At 64.5% G+C, this 22,502-nt stretch carries 21 protein-coding genes and 1 tRNA gene; 14 read left to right on the top strand and 8 right to left on the bottom strand.

The window, feature by feature from the left end:
• Window positions 1-21: 21 nt before the first annotated feature.
• Complete coding sequence (locus tag VQ044_RS10955) at window positions 22-1,320, bottom strand: DUF3422 family protein (protein ID WP_327647181.1); 1,299 nt, start codon at window positions 1,318-1,320, stop codon at window positions 22-24.
• 182 nt (window positions 1,321-1,502) lie between these two features.
• On the opposite strand from VQ044_RS10955, the gene VQ044_RS10950 reads away from it, so the two are divergent.
• From VQ044_RS10950 to VQ044_RS10940, 3 genes are all read left to right on the top strand, one after another.
• A complete protein-coding gene (locus VQ044_RS10950; protein WP_327647183.1) occupies window positions 1,503-2,303 on the top strand; it encodes a (Fe-S)-binding protein in 801 nt (266 codons plus the stop codon).
• A gap of 107 nt (window positions 2,304-2,410) precedes the next feature.
• A complete protein-coding gene (locus VQ044_RS10945) occupies window positions 2,411-3,844 on the top strand; it encodes a LutB/LldF family L-lactate oxidation iron-sulfur protein (RefSeq protein ID WP_327647185.1) in 1,434 nt (477 codons plus the stop codon).
• A complete protein-coding gene (locus VQ044_RS10940; RefSeq protein WP_327647186.1) occupies window positions 3,841-4,515 on the top strand; it encodes a LutC/YkgG family protein in 675 nt (224 codons plus the stop codon). Before VQ044_RS10945 ends, VQ044_RS10940 begins: the two co-directional genes overlap by 4 nt.
• 48 nt (window positions 4,516-4,563) lie before the next feature.
• Here the strand turns inward: VQ044_RS10940 and VQ044_RS10935 are convergent, their stop codons facing one another.
• The gene (locus VQ044_RS10935) at window positions 4,564-5,145 is read right to left on the bottom strand and encodes a Uma2 family endonuclease (protein ID WP_327647188.1); all 582 of its coding nucleotides are present in this window, start codon (window positions 5,143-5,145) and stop codon (window positions 4,564-4,566) included.
• A 218-nt stretch (window positions 5,146-5,363) separates the two neighbouring features.
• Between VQ044_RS10935 and VQ044_RS10930 the strand changes: the two genes are divergently transcribed.
• Window positions 5,364-5,996, top strand: coding sequence for a LysE family translocator (locus tag VQ044_RS10930; protein ID WP_327647189.1), 633 nt, complete (start codon window positions 5,364-5,366; stop codon window positions 5,994-5,996).
• Window positions 5,997-6,013: 17 nt separating this feature from the next.
• Window positions 6,014-6,760, top strand: coding sequence for a 16S rRNA (uracil(1498)-N(3))-methyltransferase (locus VQ044_RS10925; protein ID WP_327647191.1), 747 nt, complete (start codon window positions 6,014-6,016; stop codon window positions 6,758-6,760).
• 61 nt (window positions 6,761-6,821) lie between these two features.
• Here the strand turns inward: VQ044_RS10925 and VQ044_RS10920 are convergent, their stop codons facing one another.
• Both VQ044_RS10920 and VQ044_RS10915 read right to left on the bottom strand, forming a co-directional pair.
• Entirely contained in the window at window positions 6,822-7,148 is a 327-nt protein-coding gene (locus VQ044_RS10920) for a helix-turn-helix domain-containing protein (protein ID WP_327647193.1), read from the bottom strand.
• Window positions 7,117-7,512, bottom strand: a complete 396-nt coding sequence (locus VQ044_RS10915; protein ID WP_327647194.1) for a type II toxin-antitoxin system RelE/ParE family toxin — start codon at window positions 7,510-7,512, stop codon at window positions 7,117-7,119. The genes VQ044_RS10920 and VQ044_RS10915 overlap by 32 nt, the downstream gene beginning before the upstream one ends.
• Before the next feature lie 310 nt (window positions 7,513-7,822).
• Between VQ044_RS10915 and VQ044_RS10910 the strand changes: the two genes are divergently transcribed.
• From VQ044_RS10910 to VQ044_RS10900, 3 genes are all read left to right on the top strand, one after another.
• A complete protein-coding gene (locus VQ044_RS10910; protein ID WP_327625418.1) occupies window positions 7,823-9,196 on the top strand; it encodes a glutamate--cysteine ligase in 1,374 nt (457 codons plus the stop codon).
• Between the two features lie 149 nt (window positions 9,197-9,345).
• Window positions 9,346-10,290, top strand: a complete 945-nt coding sequence (locus VQ044_RS10905) for a hypothetical protein (protein WP_327625419.1) — start codon at window positions 9,346-9,348, stop codon at window positions 10,288-10,290.
• 180 nt (window positions 10,291-10,470) lie between these two features.
• Window positions 10,471-11,811 (top strand): hemolysin family protein, encoded by a 1,341-nt coding sequence (locus VQ044_RS10900; RefSeq protein WP_327647195.1) that lies wholly within the window; start codon window positions 10,471-10,473, stop codon window positions 11,809-11,811.
• 104 nt (window positions 11,812-11,915) lie between these two features.
• On the opposite strand, the gene VQ044_RS10895 is transcribed toward VQ044_RS10900, so the two are convergent.
• Window positions 11,916-12,398, bottom strand: a complete 483-nt coding sequence (locus VQ044_RS10895) for a DUF1127 domain-containing protein (protein ID WP_327647196.1) — start codon at window positions 12,396-12,398, stop codon at window positions 11,916-11,918.
• On the opposite strand from VQ044_RS10895, the gene VQ044_RS10890 reads away from it, so the two are divergent.
• The 4 genes from VQ044_RS10890 (at window position 12,372) to VQ044_RS10875 (ending at window position 14,773) form a co-directional block, all read left to right on the top strand.
• Window positions 12,372-13,322, top strand: coding sequence for a LysR family transcriptional regulator (locus VQ044_RS10890; protein ID WP_327625422.1), 951 nt, complete (start codon window positions 12,372-12,374; stop codon window positions 13,320-13,322). The genes VQ044_RS10895 and VQ044_RS10890 overlap by 27 nt on opposite strands.
• A gap of 106 nt (window positions 13,323-13,428) precedes the next feature.
• Window positions 13,429-13,935 carry a DUF6194 family protein gene (locus tag VQ044_RS10885; protein WP_327625423.1) on the top strand — a complete coding sequence of 169 codons (507 nt, stop codon included), beginning with the start codon at window positions 13,429-13,431 and terminating at the stop codon, window positions 13,933-13,935.
• 208 nt (window positions 13,936-14,143) lie between these two features.
• Complete coding sequence (locus tag VQ044_RS10880) at window positions 14,144-14,356, top strand: cold-shock protein (RefSeq protein ID WP_206452965.1); 213 nt, start codon at window positions 14,144-14,146, stop codon at window positions 14,354-14,356.
• Between the two features lie 141 nt (window positions 14,357-14,497).
• Complete coding sequence (locus tag VQ044_RS10875) at window positions 14,498-14,773, top strand: hypothetical protein (protein ID WP_327625424.1); 276 nt, start codon at window positions 14,498-14,500, stop codon at window positions 14,771-14,773.
• Between the two features lie 157 nt (window positions 14,774-14,930).
• Here VQ044_RS10875 and VQ044_RS10870 read toward each other — a convergent pair whose 3' ends face one another.
• On the bottom strand, window positions 14,931-15,698 hold the full coding sequence (locus tag VQ044_RS10870) for a pentapeptide repeat-containing protein (protein ID WP_327647197.1): 768 nt from the start codon (window positions 15,696-15,698) through the stop codon (window positions 14,931-14,933).
• Between the two features lie 153 nt (window positions 15,699-15,851).
• Here VQ044_RS10870 and xseA point away from each other — a divergent pair, with 153 nt between their 5' ends.
• The gene (gene xseA / locus VQ044_RS10865) at window positions 15,852-17,474 is read left to right on the top strand and encodes an exodeoxyribonuclease VII large subunit (RefSeq protein WP_327647199.1); all 1,623 of its coding nucleotides are present in this window, start codon (window positions 15,852-15,854) and stop codon (window positions 17,472-17,474) included.
• A 20-nt stretch (window positions 17,475-17,494) separates the two neighbouring features.
• On the opposite strand, the gene VQ044_RS10860 is transcribed toward xseA, so the two are convergent.
• Together VQ044_RS10860 and VQ044_RS10855 are read right to left on the bottom strand one after the other, a co-directional pair.
• Window positions 17,495-17,571, bottom strand: a tRNA-His gene (locus tag VQ044_RS10860).
• Window positions 17,572-17,742: 171 nt separating this feature from the next.
• On the bottom strand, window positions 17,743-18,207 hold the full coding sequence (locus tag VQ044_RS10855) for a phasin (protein WP_327625427.1): 465 nt from the start codon (window positions 18,205-18,207) through the stop codon (window positions 17,743-17,745).
• Window positions 18,208-18,478: 271 nt separating this feature from the next.
• Between VQ044_RS10855 and VQ044_RS10850 the strand changes: the two genes are divergently transcribed.
• Window positions 18,479-22,321 carry a histidine kinase dimerization/phospho-acceptor domain-containing protein gene (locus VQ044_RS10850; protein ID WP_327647201.1) on the top strand — a complete coding sequence of 1,281 codons (3,843 nt, stop codon included), beginning with the start codon at window positions 18,479-18,481 and terminating at the stop codon, window positions 22,319-22,321.
• Window positions 22,322-22,502: the final 181 nt, after the last annotated feature.

Raw genomic sequence — 22,502 nt, 5'->3', positions numbered from 1 at the left:
CAGCCTTCCTGTCCCTCGTTCTCAATGATCAGCGGCGGAACGGTTCATATGCCGCTTGCGGATGCGGCGCACGACGAGCCAGACGCCGAGCAGCGCGACCGGCACGAAGGCGGCGATTAACACCGGCTGGGCGATCGGGAAACCTTCGTATTCCAGACCCTTGGCAACATAAGCGAAGAGGCCGACCACGTAATAGCCGATCGCTGCGACCGACAGGCCCTCGACCGTCTGCTGCAGGCGCAGCTGCAGCTGCGCGCGGTTGTCCATCGAGCGCAGGAGATCGCGATTCTGGTGCTCCAGTTCGACGTCGATGCGGGTGCGCAGGAGGTTGGCCGCCCGCGCCAGCTTTTTCGACAGCGTCGCCTGGCGCTCCTCAAGCGAACGGCAGGTACGCATCGCCGGCGCCATGCGTCGTTTGAGAAACGCCGACCAGCTTTCCTGTCCCGGGATCGGCTGTTCCACCAATGCGTTGAGCCTTTCGCGGACGATTTCGTCATAGGCCCGGCTCGCCCCGAATCGGTAGAGAACCGAGGCTGACGACGCTTCGACCTCGGCCGCGGCGAGAGTGATCTCCTGAAGCAGCGAGCGGCTGTCCTCGCCGCCCTCCCGCATCTCCTCGGTGATGCCGGCGAGCCGCGCCTCCAGCTGCGTGACCACCGGGCCGATGGATTGCGCCAGCGGCAGGCCAAGCAGCGCCAAGGTGCGGTAGATCTCGATTTCCACCAGCCGCATGGCGAGCGCGCCGGCACGTGCGGGCGGCAGGCCGTCGTCGAGCACCAGGATGCGGGTCAGTCCATCGCCGTCCTGACGAAAGTCGGTCGCGGCATGGGCCAGCCCGCCATCCATGATGGAATAGCAAAAGCTCGCCTTGTCGAAGCCGGCGAGCGAGGCCTCGCCGGCCTCGTCATGGGGTCGGATTTCCAGGCGAACGCCGGCGATGAAGGGACCGGGCGCGCGAAACTCGGCGCCGAAGGGATGCCCCTCGAACGGATCTCCGAAGCGCGCGGGCGGCGGCCCTTCCCAGGAATAGGTCGAAAACTCGGTGTGACGCTCCCAACGCAGCCGGCCCTTGCCGAAGTCGAAGGAGTGGGTTCGGGCACCGGAGGCGGGCGGCGCCACGCCTCGGCGCGTCGACATTTCGGAGAGGATCGCGATGTCGCGTTCGCCTTGATCTTCCATCATGAAAGCCAGAACGATCAGCGCGCCGGGCGTCTCGATCAGCGGGAACGGGCGCGCGTGCAGTTCACCGAGTACCGCCGCGCGGCGCGGATCAGGCTCGAACGTCTCGAAGGCGCTTTGCTTGAATGTCGTATTAGCCATCATCCCTTGCGCCTTTCGTGTCGCGAGCGTGCTAGCCGAAACGAGAGATGAACGGAAGCCGCCGAGCGCGGGAAGATATTGCAGCGCAGACGAAACGAGCCCAAAAGGAGCGGAATGGGCGTCGAGGCGCCGGGAGCTTGGCAGGCGGCTCATACGCCGCGGAAAATCATCTGGGAGAGGGCATGGCCGACATCGACCATACAACCAATCGCAACGAAGAGCGGTCCACCACGCCCGAGGTCGCGCTCTTCGTCACCTGCCTGGTCGATTTGTTCCGGCCGAGCGTCGGCTTCGCGGCGATCAAGCTGATCGAGGATTCCGGCTGCCGGGTGAGCGTACCGACGGCGCAGACTTGCTGCGGCCAGCCCGCTTATAATTCCGGCGACCGGGCCGATACGCGCGCGATCGCCGAGCAGGTGATCGCGACGTTCGAGGGCTTCGACTATGTCGTCGCGCCGTCCGGCTCCTGTTCGGCGATGCTGAAGAAGCACTATCCCGAACTCTTCGCCGGCGATGCGAAATGGGAAGCGCGGGCGGCGGCGTTTTCCGACAAGGTCCACGAGCTCGTCAGCTTCCTCGCCGACGTCCGCGGCGTCACCGCCGTCGAAGCCAAGGTCCAGGGCACGGCGACCTATCACGATTCCTGTTCGGGCCTACGCGAACTCGGCGTCAAGGCGCAGCCGCGAAAGCTGCTCGAATCGATCGAGGGGCTCCAACTGACCGAACTGAAGGAAGCCGAGGTCTGCTGCGGCTTCGGCGGGACCTTCTGCGTGAAATACCCCGACATCTCCAACGCCATCGTCACCAAGAAGGCCAAGCATGTCGCCGCCAGCGGCGCCGACATGCTGCTGGCCGGCGATCTCGGCTGCCTGATGAACATGGACGGCAAACTGAAGCGCGAAGGCATCGCCGTGGAAGTGCGCCATGTGGCCGAGGTACTGGCCGGCATGACCGACACGCCGCCGATCGGCGGCAAGCTGTGACACGGATCGTCAACGGCGAAGCCCGCCTGCCCCTTTCCAAATGTCCCGCCGAATGCCCCTATACGATCGAGCAATCGCGCGATCACGACTGGATGTCCGAGTAACCGATGCAGATCACCTCCCAGACCTTCAAGGCCAATTCCGTCAAGGCGCTCGCCGATGTCGAGCTGCAGCGCGCCCTCGGCAATGTCGAGCGCGGCTTCATTGCCAAGCGACAAAAGGCCGTCGACGCTCTTCCCGAGTTTGACGCGCTGCGCGACAAAGCGCGCGAGATCAAGAACCACACGCTGAAGCACCTCGATCTCTACATCGAGGCCTATGTGGCGAAGGTCGAGGCATCCGGCGGCATTGTGCATTTCGCCGAGGATTCCGAGCACGCCCGGCGGATCTTCCTCGACATCGCCAAGCGGCGGAAGGCGAAGACCGTCACCAAGGGCAAGACGATGATCTCCGAGGAGATCGGCCTGAACGAGTTTCTCGAAGCCAATGGCATCACTCCGGTCGAGACCGATCTCGGCGAATACATCATCCAGCTTCGCGGCGAGCATCCGAGCCACATCATCGCCCCCGCGGTTCACGTCAACCGCGACCAGGTCGAGGCGGATTTTCGCCGCGTCCATGTCGATCTGGACCCGAAACGCGACCTGACCGCGCCTGAGACGCTGCTCGGCGAAGCCCGGCAGATCCTGCGCCAGAAATACGGCGAGGCCGACGTCGGCGTCACCGGCGCGAACTTCCTGATCGCCGAAACCGGTTCCTCGGTGATCGTCACCAACGAGGGCAATGGCGACCTCACCCAGCTTCTGGGCAAATGCCACGTGGTGCTCGCCTCGATCGAGAAGCTGGTGCCGACGCTGGAAGACACCGCCCAGATTCTGCGCGTTCTCGCCCGCTCCGCCACCGGCCAAGACATGAGCGTCTACACCACCTTGTCGACCGGGCCGAAGCGGGCGGAAGACCCGGACGGGCCGGAGGAATACCACGTCATCCTGCTCGACAACGGCCGCTCCAACATGCTCGGCACCGAGTTCGAGGAGATGCTACGCTGCATTCGCTGCGGCGCCTGCATGAACCACTGCCCGGTCTATCACGCCGTCGGCGGCCACTCCTATGGCTGGGTCTATCCCGGCCCGATGGGCGCCGTGCTCACCCCGTCGCTGATCGGCGTCGACAAGGCCGGGCATCTGCCAAATGCCTCGACCTTCTGCGGCCGCTGCGAGAGCGTCTGCCCGATGCGGATTCCGCTGCCGAAGATGATGCGGCACTGGCGCGAGAAGGAATTCGAGAGCCATCTGCAGCCGACCACTCAGCGCGCCGGCCTTGGCGCCTGGGCGTTTTTGGCGCGGCGGCCGAAGCTCTACCGCGCCGCCGTCTCCGTCGCGATGCCGATGCTCAAAGCCCTCGGCGGCAAAAAGCGCCGCTTTACGTCGCTGCCGCTGGCCGGCGGCTGGACCAAATGGCGCGACCTTCCTGCTCCGGAGGGCCGCACCTTCATGCAGGAATACGCGCAACGAACGGGCGGAACGGAGGCAAACCGATGAGCGGCTCGACACGCGACGCGGTGCTCGGCCGCATCCGCCGGTCCAACGGCGCCCGGCCCGGCGACCCGGAGCGCCAACGCATCGTCGAGGAGCGGCTTGCCGGCGCGCCGAAAGGCATCGTGCCGCAGCGCGGGCAGTTGCCGCATGCGGATCAGGTGTCGCTGTTCGTCAAGATGGCCGAGAAGGCTGACGCCACGACGGCGCGGATCGCCAGCTATGGCGATCTGCCCGCCGAAGTCTCGCGCTGGCTGCGCGACAACAATTTTCCCGCAGATCTACGTCTCGCCGAGGATCCGCGCCTCGCCGGCGCCGATTTCGGCGCCACCGCGCTGACCCTGCGACGCGGCGCATCGGACGGCAACGACCTTAACGCCCTCTCCCATGCCGAAAGCGGCATCGCCGAGACCGGCACGCTGGTGCTCGTCTCCGGCGCGGAGAACCCGACCAGCCTCAACTTCCTGCCCGAGAACCACATCGTCGTCGTCAAGGCCGAGGACATCGCCGGCGACATGGAGGCGACCTTTCCCTCGGTCAGGCAGCGCTACGGCAAGGGCGAGATGCCGCGCTCGCTGAACTTCGTCACCGGGCCGTCGCGCTCCGGCGACATCGAGCAGACGCTGCTGCTCGGCGCGCATGGCCCGCGGGCACTGCACATCGTCGTGGTGGGGTGACGGAACAGCGGCCGGCGATCAAACGAAGCGATTCCGGCCGACATTTTCTCAGGCGAGATAAGGCCCGGTCGGAAATTCGACGCCGTCGAAAATCTCCGCCAGCGGCAGTTCGATGCCGAGCACCGGGACCAAAGCGGCCGTCTCCATTCCGGCGAGACGGCTCTCGATCCATTCGCCGTCTTCGTTTCGCTCGAAAACGAACACCTCCGGCCGGTTCGGCTCGACATAGAGGATCGTGCGGAGCGAGGCGACAGCCTTGTACTCTGTGAGCTTGCCGGCCGTGTCAAAATCCCGCGTCGTCGGCGAAAACACTTCGACGACCAGCACCGGGTCACTGGCAATGAGCCCGTCGGGATCACGAGGACCGCAATCAACGCCGGCGTCGGGGCGGCGTATCTGCCCCGGCAGCGTCTCGATGCACAGGTCGGCCGTAAAGGGTCGGCACGATTTTCCGCGTTGTCTCTGCCGGAGTTCCGCCAAGATATTCAGAACAATGTCATCATGCCGGATCGTAGCACCCGACATCAATTCGACCGGAAAACCGCCGACGAGCTCGAAACGCCCCGGCCGGCCCAACTGCCAGGCGAGAAATTCCTCCACCGACCAGTGACGCGCTGCCGCCTGGCTCATCGTTTCGATGTCTCCCGGGATCGTCGATCTAGGCGGGAAATGTATCACGAAACAAGCTTGCCGCCATAGAACGGGCAAAGCGCCCTGCCCGCATCGCACAGCGATATCGGTCGGCCCCGCCAAGTCGCACGACCGTCTTGGGCCGGAGTCCACCTCTGGACAAAGGCCCCGAAAGCAGGATTTGTGGCGCGGAAATCCATTCCCCGGAGTTTCTGGCCATGCCCGTCGATCCCACCGTCCTCGCCGCCTTCGTCCTCGCCTCGGCGATCCTTGTGGTCATTCCCGGCCCGACCATCGTCATGGTCGTCGGCCAAGCGCTTGCCCATGGCCGGCGCACGGCGCTCGCCAGCGTCGCCGGCGTCGGACTCGGCGATCTGATCGCGGCCAGCCTGTCGCTGGCCGGCGTCGGGGCGCTGCTCGCCACCTCGGCCGGCGCCTTCGCCGCGCTGAAATGGCTGGGCGCGGCCTATCTGATCACTATCGGCATCAGGATGTGGCGCTCCCCGGTGAGCTTTACCGCCGAAGCGGCGACTATCGTCGAGACGCGCCGACGCCTCGTCTTTCGCGACGCCTTCCTGGTCACCCTGTTCAACCCCAAGGGCATCGTGTTCTTCGTCGCCTTCGTGCCGCAGTTCATCGACCCGGCGAAGCCCTATGCGGCGCAGGCAATGGTCTTCATCGGCATATTCGTGCTGCTTGGCATTGTGAACGCGTATCTCTACGCGCTGCTGGCAACGACGGCCCGCGGCTTCATCCGGCGACCGCGCGTTCTACGGTCGGCGACGCGCACCGGCGCCGCCTGCCTCATCGGCGCGGGCGTTCTCTCCGCCTTCGCGCCCCGGCCGGCTTGAGAAAGGTCCGTCCGCAGATGCCGAGTCATGACTTCCGGAGCCCGCGGCTGTTTGTTGAGAGCGATTTGTCCGAAGGGCAGGCCGTGCCCGCAACGCCGGTGCAGGCGAACTATCTCCACAATGTCATGCGCCTCGGCGAAGGCGATACGGTGCTTGCCTTCAACAGCCGCGACGGCGAATGGCGCTGCGATCTCACCAAGCCGTCCAAGAAGAAGCTCGAACTTTTGCCGCGCGAACGGGTGCGCGACCAGACGCCGCCGGCGGGTCTGCATTATCTGTTCGCGCCGCTGAAGCACGCCCGCCTCGACTACACGGTGCAGAAGGCCGTCGAGATGGGCGCTGGCGTGTTACAGCCGGTAATGACGCAGCATGTGCAGGCCTCGCGGCTCAATATCGAGCGGATGCGAGCGAATGCCGTCGAGGCAGCGGAACAATGCGGCATCCTGTCGATCCCCGAATGCCGCGAGCCGGTGAAGTTCACCGACATGATCGCCGGTTGGGACCACGCCCGGAGTCTGGTCTTCTGCGACGAGCGCGAGGAGGCCGAGAGCCCGATCGATACGCTGCGGGCGATACCACAGGGGCCGCTGGCGCTGCTCATCGGCCCCGAGGGCGGCTTTTCGGCGAAGGAGCGCGCAACGCTCCAGACCGCCGAATTCGTCACCACGATCTCGCTCGGGCCGCGAATCCTGCGCGCCGACACAGCGGCGGTCGCCGCTCTGGCCGTGCTGCAGGCGAGCATCGGCGACTGGCGTGAGGGATGATGCCATCTGGAGCTGGCCGCCATTGAGCCACAGATGGCGACGCACAGGTCCGCCTCATTCCTCAGAGGATAGCTTCAATGCCCTTCTTCTGAGCCAGCGAGAGCAGCTTCAGGGAAGGACCACCAGGCCTCTTTTCCCCCTGTTCCCATTTGCTGACCACGGATTTGCTGACATTCAGCACCTGCGCAAAAACCGCCTGGCTCATCTGCGCGGTCTCTCGAATCCCTCGGATGTCGTCAGCCGCGAGTTCCTCGACTGTCGTCAGACAGGCGGCGTCAAAGCGCCTCTTGGTTTTTCGATCGACGGCGCCGACCTTGTAAAGTCCGGTGACAGCCTCGTGAGCGGAGCGAAGCGCATCACTCCGATAAGCCCGCTTGCTCTTTTCCATGGTCAATCTCTATCCATTCCTTGGTTTCGAGCAGGCGTTCGACTTGCTCGGGGGCGAGATCGGCAATGATCTTGGCAAGGTCCCGATAGGTCTCCAATTCCTCGCCGGTAAGGTTCGCTCTCGCGCTCTTTGCAAACAGGTGAACGAAAACGATACGGTCCCCATACTTGTGAACGATGATGGCGCGGTGGCCTCCCGTCCGGCCTCCTTCGCCCTGTGAAACTCTTTGCTTGACGAGGTGCGCTCCAAGATCGGCATCGATCTTTCCCGCCAAGATGCGGGCCACCGATTTCCCCAACTCGGCGTCTGCCACCCCCGCCTTCCGGGCACCGCGGTTAAATGTCTTCGTCTTGAAAACCCGCATTGTAGCCTCGCGATGAACTCGTGATCAAAAACATAGCGTTCTATCCGATTCCAAGGCGACCATTCAAAATGGGCCATTTGGTCGACTGCCCAACCAGCGCTAACCGCACCCCGAAATCTATATCACTTAGTCCTATATTTCAATCGCAATTTCCGAACCCAGGTCTAACTCGGTGCCGGAACCGCAAGCACTGGCCGCACCGTCAACCCGAATTATGTTGCGATCGGGCGAAAAACTGGGCACGTCCCCACCTGAACGATGAACTCGTCCGTGCGGGCGACTCCAGGCGAAGATTTTAGAGGGCTCCTGCATGGCGCGCGACACGACCGATCTGACGCCGGTCACCTCGGTCGAGGATTTGACCGCCTATCTGAAAGGCGGCGAAAAACCGGCGTCGCTCTTCCGGATCGGCACCGAGCACGAAAAGTTCGGCTATTATATCGACGACCTCTCGCCGGTGCCTTACGAGGGCGAGCGCGGCATCGGAAAGCTTCTGGAGAAGATGCAGGCGCTGTCCGGCTGGGAAGCGATCGTCGATGACGGCCGCATCATCGGCCTCTACGGCAGCGATGGCCAGGGCGCGATCTCGCTGGAGCCCGGCGGACAGTTCGAGCTGTCCGGCGCGCCGCTGGAGACCATCCACGCGACCTGTCAGGAATCCAACGGGCACCTGGCCCAGGTCCGCGCGGTCGCCAAGGATCTCGGCATCGGCTTTCTCGGTATCGGTTCCTCGCCGACATGGACGATCGACGAAACCCCGATCATGCCGAAATCGCGCTACGAGATCATGCGACGCTACATGCCGAAGGTCGGCACGCGCGGCCTCGACATGATGTTCCGCACGGCGACGATCCAGGTCAATCTCGACTTCGCGTCGGAAGCCGACATGCGCCGCAAGATGCAGATCGGCATGCGGCTGCAGCCGGTCGCCTCCGCGCTGTTCGCCCATTCGCCCTTCACCGAGGGCAAGCCCAATGGCCTGTGTTCCTGGCGCTCGGAGGTGTGGTCCGACGTCGACAACCAGCGCTCCGGCCTCCTGCCCTTCGTCTTCAAGGACGATTTCACCTACCGGGATTATGCCGAGTGGGCGCTCGACGTGCCGATGTATTTCGTCACCCGCGACGGCCGCTACACCGACGCGACCGACGTCACCTTCCGGCAATTCATGGACGGCGCCCTCAAGGGCCGGGTCAGCGACCCCGAGCCGCAGATGGGCGATTGGGTCAACCATCTGTCGACGCTGTTTCCGGACGTCCGCCTGAAGCGCTTCATCGAAATGCGCGGCGCCGACGGCGGTCCGTGGCGGCGGATCTGCGCCCTGCCCGCCTATTGGGTCGGCCTGCTCTATGACGAAGCGACGCTCGCCGCGGTCGAGGCGCTGACGCGCGACTGGAGCTTTGAAGAAGTGTCGGCCATGCGCGCAGAGGTCCCAAGGAGCGGCTTCCGCACACCGTTCAGGGACGGCACGGTGCTCGATCTCGCCCGCGAGACGCTGAAACTGTCGCGTCAGGGCCTCGTCGCCCGGCGTTGCCTGAACGAGGAAGGCAACGACGAGAGCCATTTTCTCGCGCCGCTCGAGGAAGTGGCCGCCCGTGGCACAACGTCGGGGGAAGAGCTGATCCGGCTTTACGAAGAGCAATGGGACCGTTCGATGGAACGTGTCTTCAAGCACCTCAGCTACTGAGCCGTCGGCGGCCGCGGTCGCACGAGACGCCGCCGGGTCCCGTTCGCGCGACGTTTTGCCGCTGATGGGAGAAGAACCGGTTGCTCCGCTTTGACAGGGAGCGCATGGTGTGCCCGGATGTGGACGGGCACGCTGCGATCGAGGTCACAATGACCGATTTCTTCGACTGGCTGACTGTAGGCGATTCCGGCCTTGGCGCCGATCGTCTGGCGGATGCTTTCAAGCTCAGCCATCGGGAGATGCGAGAGACGACCGAGGCGCTGGCCCCCGCCTTCACCCTGGCGCTGCAACGCGCGATGTTGGATCCCGCCGCCTGGACGGAGCTCTCGCACCGGTTCCTGCCGTTCATGGACGGCACCACCATGCCGGGACCGGAAACCGCCAGGAGCCCGGCTGCGAAGGATCTGGCCAACGCGCTGTTCGGCTCGCGCGACATTTCCAACGCGGTGGCGCGGAAGGTCTCGCTTGCCAGCGGAATCGCTCCGGACACGGTCGAGAAGCTGATGCGCAACCTCTCGATCATGACCATGCAGACCATGGTCAAGATGATGCTCGCCAATGTCGCGCGAAATCAGCCCGCGGGGCTGGCCGACGGCAATTATCCCGGGGCGATCGCGGAAATGATGCGGCGCGGCGCCAATGCGATGGAAGCCATGGGGCGCCCATCCGACAGTCCGCAGCGCCGGCAGCCGAGCTTCCCGGGCGCGGCCGGATCGGATTATCTCGCCGGTCTTTTCGCCGATGCGCTGAATGGCAAGCTGCCCCTCATGCCGCCGGTCGCCGAGGCAACCGAGCGCCCGCCTTCGGCAAGCCGGCGCACAAGCGACGACGCCCCGCCAGCGTCAGATTTCATCCCCTTCCAGCCCTTCGAGGCTATGATGGAAGGCTTCGCGCGCGGGCTGCAATCCGGCGACGGTGCCGCGACGGACGAACCCGAAAGTCAGGCGCCCGCTCCGGAGCCCGAAGCCACCGCCGCCAGTACCTTCGACGATCTGGCCCGCGCCGGCCAGAAAATGCAGGACGACTACGCCCGCCAGATGACCGAGCTGTTCCAGCGCTTCCAGGGTGGGCTCGGAAACGACAAGGACCACTGATCGTCCGCGCTCGGGCCGGGACGAGCGCCAGTATCGTGATGCGGCAACGGGGGACGGGCGCCATGCCCGTTTGCGAACCGCGCCTCGCGCCGAGCGGCGGCTGAATGCCTTGCCGCTTGCTTCGGGTCGTCGCGCCTCCATCTTCAAGCGCCGGTCCCGCATCCACCTCAAGGTCGCCTTTTGCTCCTCACCAAATTCCTGATCATCCTCCTGCTCATCGTCCTCAACGGCTTCTTCGCCATGTCGGAGATCGCCATCGTATCGGCACGCAAATCGCGGCTGGAACAGATGCGGAAGGAAGGGCGACGCGGCGCGGCCAGCGCCATCCGTCTGATGGAGGACCCGACGGGCTTCCTGTCGACCGTCCAGATCGGCATCACCCTCGTCGGCATCTTCGCCGGCGCTTACGGCGGATCGGTTTTCGCCGCGCCGTTGGCCGAAATGATACGGGACTGGCCGGTGGTCGGCCCCTATGCGGGCACCGTCGCCTTCGTCCTTGTCGTCGTCGTCATCACCTATCTGTCGCTAATTGTCGGCGAGCTGGCGCCCAAGCGCTTCGCGCTGAGCCGTGCCGAGGCGATCGCCGTCAAGGTCGCGCCGGTGATGGCGCTGATCGCAAAGGCCGGGGCACCACTGGTCTGGTTGCTGCGGGTCTCGACCAACGCGGTGATCCTGCTGCTGGGCGGCGATCGCGAGGAGGGCGACGGCGTTACTGAAGAAGACGTCCGGGCGATGATCGCCGAGGGGACACAGACCGGCGTGTTCAAGCCGAAGGAACGGGAGATGCTGGAAGGCGTCATCCGAATCGCCGATCGCACCGTTCGCTCGATCATGGTGCCGCGTCCGGACACGACATGGCTCGACCGGCGGGACGACGCCGACACACTTTTCGACAAGATCCTGAAGTCCGGCCATTCGCGCTATCCGGTCATCGACACCGACACCGACACCGTCGTTGGCATCGTCCAGACCAAGGATCTGCTCGAACAACAGCGCCGCACTGGCACGATCGACCTAGCCGAGGCGATGCGCGAGCCGCTCTACGTCCATGAGACGATGCCGATCCTCAAACTGCTGGAGCGGTTTCGCACCGCCGCGATTCATATCGCGATCGTGCTCGACGAATACGGCTCCTTCGAGGGCGTTGCGACACCGACAGACATTCTGAAAGGCATCGCCGGAGCCTTGCCGGAAGGCGAGGATGACGATCCGCGCGTGATCTCGCGCGACGACGGCTCCTGGCTGATCGACGCGGCGATGCCGATCGACGCTGTTGGAAACGCCGTGCCCGGCCTACTCTTTCCCTCCGAGCGAGATTACGAGACCGCCGCCGGTTTCATCCTCAATCATCTGGGACATATTCCCGGTGTCGGCGAACGCTTCCGTTGGCAACGCTGGGACTTTGAAATCATGGATATGGACGGCCAGCGGATCGACAAGCTGCTCGTCACGGAGGCGCCGGCGGAACCCGCTGCGGGACCGGGAAGCGTTGCTCCGCGTGACGCGCGATACGACGGCTGACGTCGGGATTTTATCCGCCACAACGCGAACGACCGAATGTCTGGACCTTCGGTCGTTCGCTCCGATATCACGATGGGAACGCGGGGTTGAGGCCGCTTCGGTCGTCAGTAGCAGCGGGAGTTGCGACGGCGCGCCGCGGTGAGCGCCAACCGATAGGTCGGGTCCTGGCGCCAATCGCCGCGCAGGGCGTCGTCGATGTCGCCGCGGCGAATGCCGATGTCTTTCAGCATATAATCGGGCAACTCGGTCATGGCGCGCGCATGGCGGCGATTGGCCATGGTTTTGACCATCGCACGGGCCGCTACGAGCGAAAGACGGATCGCCTGGAGGGGATGGGCGAGCGGTGTGCCGAGCCGGGGCTTGCTGATGATCGTCATGGCTGTTGTCCTTTCATAGCCATCGGTTTCAGGAAAAAATGGGAGCGCCGACGCAACGCTGTTTGCGACAGTGCCGAAACGCTCCCGAGTGGTTCCTGACACGATGAAAGCTATGCGATCCGAATTGATCATTCCAACGAATGTTGGTAATGTCTCGCATCGCTTTCGTTGATGGACAATCTGATGAACACACCCCTCGATCTCGATCATCTGCGGACCTTCGTCGCCATCGTCGATGCCGGCAGCTTCACCCGCGCGGCGGAGGACGTATTCAAGACCCAATCTGCGGTGTCTATGCAGATGCGGCGACTGGAGGATCGGCTCGGCGCAACGCTGTTCGAGCGCACGGGGCGGACAATCCGGATCACCGACGACGGCTCGCGGCTCCTGGCCTATGCGCGGCGTATGTTGGCACTCAGCCAAGAGACCCTGTCGGCCTTCGACGAGGAGGCGATGCAGGGCCATGTGCGGATCGGCCTACCGGACGACTATGCCGAACGCTTCTTGCCGGAAATCCTCGCCCGCTTCTCGCGCTCCAATCCGCTGGTCGAACTTCAGATCGCCTGCGAGCCTTCGTCCAACCTGGCCGAGCACATCGACAAGGGTCGGCTCGACGTCGCGTTGGTTTCCGACTGCTTTCCCGGCGCGACACTCAGCGAAGTGGTACGGCGCGAACCGTTGCATTTCGTCACGTCGGCCTCGCACGACGTCCACAATGAAGCGGTGCTGCCGCTGGCGCTCGGTCGGCCGGATTGCGTCTGGCGGACCGAAGGTTGCAAAGCACTCGACCGCATCGGGCGGCGCTACAAAGTGCTGTTCACCTCATGGTCGGCGCAGATCGTCACCTCGGCGGTACTGTCCGGACTGGCGGTGAGCGTCCTGCCGGAATGCGCGCTGCGGCCGGGCATGCGGGTGCTCGGCGAGTTCGACGATTTTCCGGTGCTGCAAGATACCGAGATCGGCGTGCTCAGATCGCGCAACGCCGACGGGCCGGTGGTCAGCGCGCTGGTCGAGCATATCCGCGACAGTTTGGCGAACCTGTCGCCGGCGACGCAGGCCGCGCCGACGCATCTGCCGGAGACCCGGACGCCGCGTCCGCAGCGGGTGCGCGGGGCAATGGTCGCGGCGGAGTAGACCGTCGGCAATCCATGCGACCGCATCGACCGGATGGAGGCTTGCGCCTCCACTGGGACGACCTTCACGCCCGAGCCGGGCAAGACCATTGAGGATTACCTGAAATTTGTCGCAACCCAAATGGATCGAGAGTGATGCTGTCCATGAGCATCTAATTTCTGAACTCGGTGGCGTCGTTCCGAGAGCTGCCTGGGGCGAGATGGCGTACTTTTACAATCCTGGTTCTCGGTTCTCACGGGGCACCTATTTCGCTACGATCAAGGATCGGAACGGCGAGAATGATCGCGCCTCCGATCTTGATCGAACCGAGGTTTGGCGGCTTAATATCGGAGTTTCAAAAAAGACCTATCAGAGCCTCTTCGGCCCGCCTCCGCCGCGTCCTGACAAGGGCGGCATAATCGATGGTCCTTGGGACTTTATCGAGCGCGATGTCTTGATGCCGCATCCCATCTACGGATGGATGTCATGGATCGCTGTATTGTCCCCGTCCGAAAAGACATGGATGCAATGCATCCCGCTTCTGGCCGACGCGCACGGGCGAGCGCAAGAGACATTCACCAAGAGATTGCGGCACAGGAACGCCGCCCGTTCCGGCGCGATCGATACCGCCTGAAAGTTCTGAATTGTGACCGCCCAGCAAGTAAATTCCCCCGGCTTGCAATACGAGCGTGTTGATCCCATATATTCCGAGTTGGCAATAATTTATGCGCGCTAGGGTTTTCAGGATTTTTTCTCGCAATCTTTAGTATTCGCCATCGACCACAAAATACCGTAGCGTTTAGCGTTGCGAGTTTCAGACTTCATTCTAGAAAGGTTTTCCCATGGCTACGGGAACAGTGAAATGGTTCAACGCTCAAAAGGGCTTTGGCTTCATCGCGCCGGATGACGGCGGCGCCGATGCATTCGTTCATATCAGCGCGGTCGAGCGCTCCGGTCTCAACGGATTGGACGAGGGCCAGAAGGTCAGCTTCGAGCTCATGTCCGATCAAAAGAGCGGCAAGATGTCGGCCGAAAATCTGAAGACGATCGCCTGATCATTAGAGCAGGATAAAACCGCAGGCCCGCCGCGAGGATTGAGTCTTCGCGGCGGGCCAGCAAGCGCAAGCGCCCGGAGGCTTTGGATACGGCGATATTTCGTCAGGCCGCCGAATGCCGCCGCGAAGGGGAAACCGAGCATGCCGATCATCAATTTCGATCTGCCGGCAGATCTTTTCTGGGCCAGATCCGCGCGTCGCGTGGTGCCGAAGGGTGGCGTGGCCCACCGGCGTTTCGAGACGCTCGCCGAGGGCATATGTTTCGTGGTCGAAGAGGATCAGGCCGAGCGCTACGGCGTATCGATCGACACGGACGAAAATTCTTTCTCCAAGGACGAAATCGAAGCCCTGTATCGAAGCGAGGGTTTTTCGGCCTATCGGGAGAAATCTCAGGGATCGCCGTCGGCGAAACCATAAGCCCCTCGCGGGCTCGCGCACGTCACCTGATGCCGAACGCCCTTGTGCCCCGTTCCTCAGGGGACACCTTCCTCGTCATTGAGCGGCCGCAGGAGTTCGGCAATGCCCCGCGCATCCGTCGGTGCGCCGACGCGTTGGACGCCCGGCGCTGACACCCCTATCGTTCCAAATTCTTCGCCGTGCCCTTGGCCTTGTCGAGCTTGGCGGACTGCAAGTCGGCGTCGGCGAAATCCGCCCCCTCGAGATTGGCGCCGTCGAAGCGGGCTCCCGCTGCCTCCATGCGCCGCATGTCCGCGCCTTCGAAATTGGCATCGGTGAAATTGGCGAACTCGCCGGCTGCGCGCGACAGGTTGGCGCCGGAAAAATCCGCGCCGCTCAGATCGGCCGAGTTCAAGACGCCGCGCATCATGCCCATCGACTGATTGCGCATGTCGGCGGAAAAATCCGCGCCGCTCATGTTCGCGCCGACCATCGAGGCGCGGGTGAAATCGCTGGCCAGCCGCGCGCCCGCCAGGTCGGCGCCATCGAAATTGGCGTCGATCATCTGCGCCTGAAACAGATTGGCCCCGGACAGATTCGCGTCGGTGAAGACGGCCTTCAGCCCCCAGGCCTGATCGAGCTTGGCGCCAACGAGACTGGCGTCGGACAAATCCGTGCCGTTGAGATAGGCGCTGGTCATGTCGGCGCCGTCGAAATTCAGCCCCGAGAGATCGAGGCCGTTCAGCGCCTTGCGGTTGAGATCGGCGGGCTTGTCGGGCGTCGCCTGGCTCAGCAGTGCCTCGACCTCGGCCCGGCTCATCTCCGCTTCGGTCATGCGCGGCGAGGTCAGGTCGAGCCCGCTCATCATGTCCTGCGCCGCCGCCGGCGCGGCGAGCAGCATCAAGGCCAGCAACGTGAAACCAAGCGTTCCCACGAATTTCCGCATGGACATCCTCCTGGATGGTCCGGCGCCCACCTCCAACTTGCACTCGAAAGGCGCGCGGTCAAAACGCATCCGATTGATCAGCATCGCTTGGCATCGCTTGGCATCGCCGGGTTTCGCCTTGACCCGTGCGCGCGGCTCACCAAGATTGCGGCCATGAGCCGTCTCGACGAATCCCCCGCCGCCTCGAATGTCGCCGAATACAGCGTCTCGGAAATCTCCGGCGCGCTGAAGCGAACCGTCGAGGACGCCTTCGGCCATGTCCGGGTGCGCGGCGAGGTGTCCGGTTATCGGGGTCCGCATTCCTCCGGCCACGCCTATTTCTGCCTCAAGGATGACAGGGCCCGCATCGACGCCGTGGTCTGGCGTACCGCCTTCGCCAAGCTCGCCTTCAAGCCAGAGGAAGGGCTGGAGGTGATCGCCACCGGCAAGCTGACCACCTATCCCGGCTCGTCGAAATACCAGATCGTCATCGAGACCATCGAGCCGGCCGGCGCCGGGGCGCTGATGGCGCTTTTGAACGAGCGCAAGCGCAAGCTGGAGGCCGAAGGGCTGTTTTCGCCCGACCGCAAGCAGCGCCTGCCCTACCTGCCGCGCGTCATCGGCATCGTCACCTCACCGACCGGCGCGGTCATCCGCGACATCCATCACCGCATCGCCGACCGCTTTCCGGTGCGGCTGATCGTCTGGCCGGTGCGGGTCCAGGGCGAGACGTCGGGAGACGAGGTCGCGCGCGGCATCGACGGCTTCAACGCGCTGGAGCCGGACGGCGCGATACCCCGCCCGGACCTGATCATCGTCGCGCGCGGCGGCGGTAGCCTGGAAGATCTGTGGGGCTTCAACGACGAGGCGGTGGTGCGCGCGGCCGCCAGCTCGGCGATTCCGCTGATCTCGGCGGTCGGACACGAGACCGACTGGACGCTGCTCGACCATGCCGCCGACCGGCGGGCGCCGACGCCGACTGGCGCCGCCGAGATCGCCGTGCCGGTGCGGGCCGAGCTTCTGGCCAATCTGGCCGGTCTGCACGCCCGGCAGGCCGGAGCGATCTCGCGGCAGCTCGAACAGGAGCGCAAATCCGTCGTCGCGACCGCCCGCGCCCTGCCCTCGCCCGACATGCTGCTGGCGCTGCCCCGGCGCCGGCTCGACGAGGCCACCACCGCGCTCGGCCAATGCCTGCGCGTAGCGATTTCGGAGAAGCGTAGGCAATATGGGGACATCGCGAGCCGGCTGTCGCCGTCGCGCCTCGACAGCCTGGTTCGGGACAGGCGGGCGGACCTGCGCCATCACGAGACCCGTGCCGCCCATGCCTTGGAGATCAAGCTTCATGATCTGCGGCAGCGTTTCGAGCGGACGGCAGCGGGGCTGCAGCCGCATCAGATCAAGGCACGCAGCGAAGCCGCGCGGCTGCGGCTGGACACGCTCGGCGAGCGGCTGTCGACGGCGCAGGCACAGGCGACGGAAGCGCGCCGCCAGCGGATCGCTGCGGCCTGGCGCATGGCGGACAGTCTCAATCCGCTGCGGGTGCTGGAACGCGGCTATACGATCATTCGCGGCGACGACGACCAGCCGATCATCCGCGCCGCCGGCCTGACGCCCGGCATGGCCTTCACGGTCCAGTTTGCTGAAAACGAGCGGCGCTCGGCCGTCGCGACGGAGGACGGCGATTGGGGCGCGAGACCCGCGGCCGCGACGAGCAGCGCGATGCTCCAGGACAAGCCGAGCCCGCGCCGCCGCGCCGCGGCGAAAAAGCCCGCCGAGGGCCAAGGCTCGCTATTTTGACATTCGTATCAGGGAAGAAATGGTACGGTTGGGTGGTCTCGAACCACCGACCTCCGGAGCCACAATCCGACGCTCTAACCAACTGAGCTACAACCGCACGGCGGACTCTCGTCCGCGCCAAGGTGCAGATAAAATCTTTCGCCGTCCTACGCAAGCCCGATCGTCGATCGATCACGGCAAAACCCGGCTGCCGAGACAGGCCGGGTCTTCCTCGTGCGCATGGCGGCGGCGGGGCGACAGGCGTCCCGCCAGCATTTCGGCGGCCTGATTACTTGGCGTTCTTCTGCGCCTTCTGGAAGGCGTCGCGACCAGGCTTCATCATGTCCTGCGCGACCGACTGGGTCAGCGCCTGCATGTCCTTGCTCTGATCCGTGGCCAGTTCGATCTGCTTGCGGACGTAAGCCGTCTGCATCTCGATGACCTCGGCGAACGACTTGGCCGACATCATCTTGTCGAGATGCTGGAAGCCCGTCTCGGCGTTGCTGCGCAGGGCGTCGATGGCCTTTTTCGACAGCTGGAGCGAACCCTGATGGGCGTTCTCCATCGTCGATTCCAAAGCCTTGGTCGCTTCGTCCGCGGCGGACTTCATGCGGCTGTAGGCTTCCTTGGACTGCTCCATCGACTTCTGCGTCATGGCGCGGAAGGTTTCGGACATCTGCGACGGGTCCATGCCCATCATCGACTGGGTGTTCGGCATCGCGAACGGATCCTGGTTGGTTTTCGAGTCGGCCATGTGACAGTCTCCTGTTGTTGGGTGTCGCCCGAAAGAGTGCCGGCGACTGCTCAATCATATAACATCTGAATTTGTGCAGTGCAACATAAACGCCTAAACTTTTTCGCATTTGCGAAGACATTAACCCTTAAACACGACGAACGACCCCAAAAGCCGGAAGATTCTGGATTCGGCGGGAAGGCCCTATTATGAATCCTTTCTTAAGATCGGCTCTGGAACCGTGCATTATGCGTTAAGGCGTGGAGGCGCGGCAAGCTTGAAAGCGTTGCCCATGGCGACATCGATAGTGCCCGTCGCGATAGCGATCATGGCGCATCCGCATGTCCGCGAAGCCAATATTGCTTCGACGGCTCTGGCCGTCTTCTCGTCCGATCTCACGCAACTCCTTTGGGTCAATACCGCCGGGGCGCGCCTCCTGCAACTCGACGCGGCCGGGCCGCAGCCGGCGGATACGCCGTTGAACACCGCGCCGATCCGCCAAATTCGCGCCGCGGGCCGCATGCTGGCAGCCGCTGGCCGCGCCAAGGCGCTGGTTCGTCAGCCCGGCGGCGGGCTGGGCCCCCCGGCGACCGCCGAACTCCAGTCGATCTCCGGCGGTGACACGCTCGGCGATGTCGTTCTCGTCACCGTGGCGGGCCCGCAAGACCAGACGGAGGCGGCCGAAGCGGCCAACCGGCGGCTCCTCGCCGAAGCTGGCCCCGGGATTGTCGCGATTCACTCCCCGAACGGCGATCTGACCGTTGACGACGCCGCAGAATCTGCGGGCGAAACGCCCGATCCGGAGACGCTCGCCGCCTTCCGCGCCTCGGGAGAGGCGCATCGCGTGGTCGCCCGCGAGAACGGCGGCGTCCTGATTCTGGCGAAGCTCGCCGACGAGCGTGTGCTGGTTTGGGCCGGCACCGGACCGGAACGGCAGGAGACGGTGGCCGATGCGCGAACCGGCGATGACGCGCCGGACACTGGCGTGGCGGAGAAATCCTCATCTCCGACCCCCGCACCTGAGCCTGCGCCTCAGGCCGATCCCGAGAACGACCGATCCCATCAGATCGGCAAGACGGGGATGAGCGCGCTGCTCCAGCGCTGGTACTTCAGGAACCGCGATGGCGAAGCGTCGTCGCCGGAGCCGGAAACGGCGGCGGAACCGAGCGAAGTCGACATCGCCGAAAATACTATCGACGCGGCGGCAGAAGAAGGCGAAGACACCGCCGGACAGGCCGGTGATGAGCGCATTATCGCGACCTCCGATGCCGATGGCCCGACGACAGAGCAAAAGGACGAGCCCACCGCCACCGATGGCTACTCCTCCCAAGATGGGAATGCCCAGACCGCCACTAGCGAAAGCACGCTCATGCCATCGCCGGGTCCGCAGCAGCCCTACGACGCCCATGCGGCGGCGGCTTCCGCTCCCCACCCGCTGCGATCCAGCTGGGGCACGCGGGTGCTCCCGGAACCGGAAGCGGCGTCGACGGATCAGGCACCGAAGAGCGACAGTGGCGTCGATGAAGGACAATTGTCCCCGCCCGAACCGGTGACCGACACCACCGGATCGCCGCGCCGTGAGCTGACAGGATCGATGCCATTCGGCGACGGACCGGAAAGCCGACCTGTTGCCTTGACCGGTGAACTGGAGGGGCCGGACCACCGCGATGCGGAAGCGCCGTTCGTGCCCCGCCTCGATGTCGTTTCGGTCCGCTTCGTCTGGCGCATCGACAGTGACGGGCGGTTCCGCTCCCTGTCGCCGGAATTTGCCGCCGCCGTCGGCCCGCGTTCCTCCGACGTCATCGACCGCAGCTTTCACGACGTTGCCGCGGCCTACCGGATGGATGCCGATGGCGAGGTCCGACGGCTCCTCGATCGCCGCGACACCTGGTCCGGCCGCACCGTCTTCTGGCCGCTGGAAAACACCGACAAGCGGGTTCCTATCGATCTCGCGGCGCTTCCCGTCTATGCTCGCGACCGCAGCTTCGACGGCTTCCGCGGCTTCGGCATTGCCCGCCTGGCCGACTCCGTCGAGGATCCCGAAGCGATTGGACTGCGTCTGGGCGCCGTCTCCGGTCTGGCCGACGAAGCACTTGAGGAATCACTCGCCGACGAAGCCGTCGGCAGATCGCGCGAGATCGGCGGGGGCGCCCTGCTGAAACGGTTTCCGTCGGAGGAGCGTGATGTCTCCTTCGGGCGCCGCGATCCGGCCGATCGACCGGACGCGGCCGCCGAACGCGATGTGCCGAAGATCATCCGCCTGGAGGAGCGCCGGCGCCCCAAGGACGGCGATCTCAGCCAGGACGAAGAGGCGGCGTTCCGCGCGATCGGCCAGACCCTGGCCCACGAAGACGCGCCCAATCGACTCGAGCAGGCGATCCAGACGGCAACACGGCGCATCGACGAGTTGGAGAATGCTCGCGCCAACGGGCAGGCATCCGCCGAGGCGGCAAACGATGCCGGCGGAGCGTCCGATCCCGAAGACACGATGATGTCCCCGATCCCGAAGGCGCCGGTCGAGGACGCAGGCGATCCAGGCCAGACGCCGGTCGAGGCGGTCGTCGATCCCAGCGGTGACGACGGTGACGATCCCGACTCCGCCGATATGCTGCCGTCGGACAAATCCGCCCTGCTCGCGGAACTGGCCACCGTCTATGCCGAGCTGCCGCTGCCTGTCCTGGTGCAGGTCCGCGAGGACCTCATCTATGGGAACCGCGAATTCCTTGATCTGACCGGCTACGAAACCGTCACGGCGCTTGGCGACGCCGGCGGGCTCGCTCATCTGTTTACCGATAGCCCGGAGCCGGACTCGGAGAATGAGGCGCTCACGATCCGGCGCGCGAGCGGAGAGACGATCGCCGTTCGCACGCACATGCAGCGCATGACGATCACCGGGCGCTCCTGTCTGGTGATGTCCTTTTTCACCTCACAGCGCGTCAGCGCGGCCACCATGCGGCACGATTCCGCCGGGGTGATCGAGCCGGACAAGGCGACTGACGACCGCGAACGCGAGACGCTGCGCCAGGAGGTCGAGGACCTGAAGGCCGTCATCGACACGGCGGCGGACGGGTTGGTCCTGCTCGATATCGCGGGCAACATCCGCTCCATGAACGGCTCCGCCCATAAGCTCTTCGCGATCGCCGAGGGTGACAGCGCCGGACGCCCCTTCATCACGCTCTTCGCCCACAAGAGCCAGAAGGCGACCAACGATTATCTGGAGAATCTGCGGCACGACGAGACTCCGTCTGCCGACGACGAAGGTCGCGAGGTCATCGGCCGCGTCGCGGAGGGTGGCTTCGTTCCGCTGCTGCTGCACTTCGGCCAACTACCGGGCGGACGCGGCTGGTACGCCGTCGTTCGGGACATCTCGCATCGCAAGCGGGTCGAGGAGGAATTGACCAACGCCCGGCGCGAAGCCGAGGCAGCGAGCCTCCAGAAGAGCCAGTTCCTCGCCAATATCAGCCATGAGCTGCGCACGCCGCTCAACGCCATCATCGGCTTTGCCGACGTCATGGCGACGGAGTGTTTCGGCCCGATCGGCAATGAGCGCTATCTGGAATATCTCGACGACATCAAGCGGTCCGGCCACCATGTGCTCGATCTCGTCAACGATCTGCTCGACATCACCAAGATCGAGGCCGGCAAGCTCGATCTCGCCTTCGAGGCGGTCTCGCTGACCGAAGTGATCTCCGATGTCGTGGCGCTGATGCAGCCGCAGGCGAACCGCGAGCGCGTCATCGTGCGCTCCAACCTGCCCTCGTCGGTGCCGCCGGTGGTCGCCGACAACCGCTCGATCCGCCAGATCGCCATGAACCTCGTCTCGAATGCTATCCACTTCACCCCGGCCGGCGGTCAGATCATCGTGTCGACCAGCTATTCGCCGGGCGGCGACGTCGCCCTCAGGTTCCGCGACAGCGGGATCGGCATGAGCGAACGCGAGATCGAAATCGCCATGATGCCATTCCGGCAGGTCAATCCGGGCGCGCGCCGACGCGGGGAAGGCACCGGCCTCGGCCTGCCGCTGACCAAGGCGTTGGTCGAAGCCAACCGCGCCGCATTCGCGATTTCCTCGACCCCAGGCGAAGGGACTCTGGTCGAAATTCTGTTTCCGCCACAAAGAGTTCTGACCGACTGAGCCGCTTCACGACCCTCCCGCTTTAGAATGATTCAACATTAGAATACTTCTAAACCATTGATTTTATTCATTATTTTTACCCGAACCTCTTGTGTTGACCAAGCCCATGCGGCATGAGTGCGCCGGGTCGCATCCCCAGGCGGCTCTTTCACCGCAAACGGGCGGGTCCGGTCGCGTCGAT

Origin of the sequence: Aurantimonas sp. C2-5-R2 (genome assembly GCF_036549495.1) — a bacterium.
Classification (GTDB): Bacteria; Pseudomonadota; Alphaproteobacteria; order Rhizobiales; family Rhizobiaceae; genus Aurantimonas; species Aurantimonas coralicida_A.
This window is presented reverse-complemented; position numbering and strand designations above follow the sequence as displayed.

Bases quoted from the DNA above. Each gene is read 5' to 3' on its own strand.
- VQ044_RS10955 (WP_327647181.1), bottom strand. From the start codon at position 1,320: ATGGCTAATACGACATTCAAGCAAAGCGCCTTCGAGACGTTCGAGCCT.
- VQ044_RS10905 (WP_327625419.1), top strand. From the start codon at position 9,346: ATGACCGATTTCTTCGACTGGCTGACTGTAGGCGATTCCGGCCTTGGC.
- VQ044_RS10855 (WP_327625427.1), bottom strand. From the start codon at position 18,207: ATGGCCGACTCGAAAACCAACCAGGATCCGTTCGCGATGCCGAACACC.
- VQ044_RS10925 (WP_327647191.1), top strand. From the start codon at position 6,014: ATGCCGAGTCATGACTTCCGGAGCCCGCGGCTGTTTGTTGAGAGCGAT.
- VQ044_RS10950 (WP_327647183.1), top strand. From the start codon at position 1,503: ATGGCCGACATCGACCATACAACCAATCGCAACGAAGAGCGGTCCACC.
- VQ044_RS10880 (WP_206452965.1), top strand. From the start codon at position 14,144: ATGGCTACGGGAACAGTGAAATGGTTCAACGCTCAAAAGGGCTTTGGC.
- VQ044_RS10910 (WP_327625418.1), top strand. From the start codon at position 7,823: ATGGCGCGCGACACGACCGATCTGACGCCGGTCACCTCGGTCGAGGAT.
- xseA (WP_327647199.1), top strand. From the start codon at position 15,852: ATGAGCCGTCTCGACGAATCCCCCGCCGCCTCGAATGTCGCCGAATAC.
- VQ044_RS10870 (WP_327647197.1), bottom strand. From the start codon at position 15,698: ATGCGGAAATTCGTGGGAACGCTTGGTTTCACGTTGCTGGCCTTGATG.
- VQ044_RS10890 (WP_327625422.1), top strand. From the start codon at position 12,372: ATGAACACACCCCTCGATCTCGATCATCTGCGGACCTTCGTCGCCATC.
- VQ044_RS10920 (WP_327647193.1), bottom strand. From the start codon at position 7,148: ATGGAAAAGAGCAAGCGGGCTTATCGGAGTGATGCGCTTCGCTCCGCT.
- VQ044_RS10935 (WP_327647188.1), bottom strand. From the start codon at position 5,145: ATGAGCCAGGCGGCAGCGCGTCACTGGTCGGTGGAGGAATTTCTCGCC.
- VQ044_RS10850 (WP_327647201.1), top strand. From the start codon at position 18,479: ATGGCGACATCGATAGTGCCCGTCGCGATAGCGATCATGGCGCATCCG.
- VQ044_RS10875 (WP_327625424.1), top strand. From the start codon at position 14,498: ATGCCGATCATCAATTTCGATCTGCCGGCAGATCTTTTCTGGGCCAGA.
- VQ044_RS10915 (WP_327647194.1), bottom strand. From the start codon at position 7,512: ATGCGGGTTTTCAAGACGAAGACATTTAACCGCGGTGCCCGGAAGGCG.
- VQ044_RS10940 (WP_327647186.1), top strand. From the start codon at position 3,841: ATGAGCGGCTCGACACGCGACGCGGTGCTCGGCCGCATCCGCCGGTCC.
- VQ044_RS10945 (WP_327647185.1), top strand. From the start codon at position 2,411: ATGCAGATCACCTCCCAGACCTTCAAGGCCAATTCCGTCAAGGCGCTC.
- VQ044_RS10895 (WP_327647196.1), bottom strand. From the start codon at position 12,398: ATGATCGAGATCGAGGGGTGTGTTCATCAGATTGTCCATCAACGAAAG.
- VQ044_RS10930 (WP_327647189.1), top strand. From the start codon at position 5,364: ATGCCCGTCGATCCCACCGTCCTCGCCGCCTTCGTCCTCGCCTCGGCG.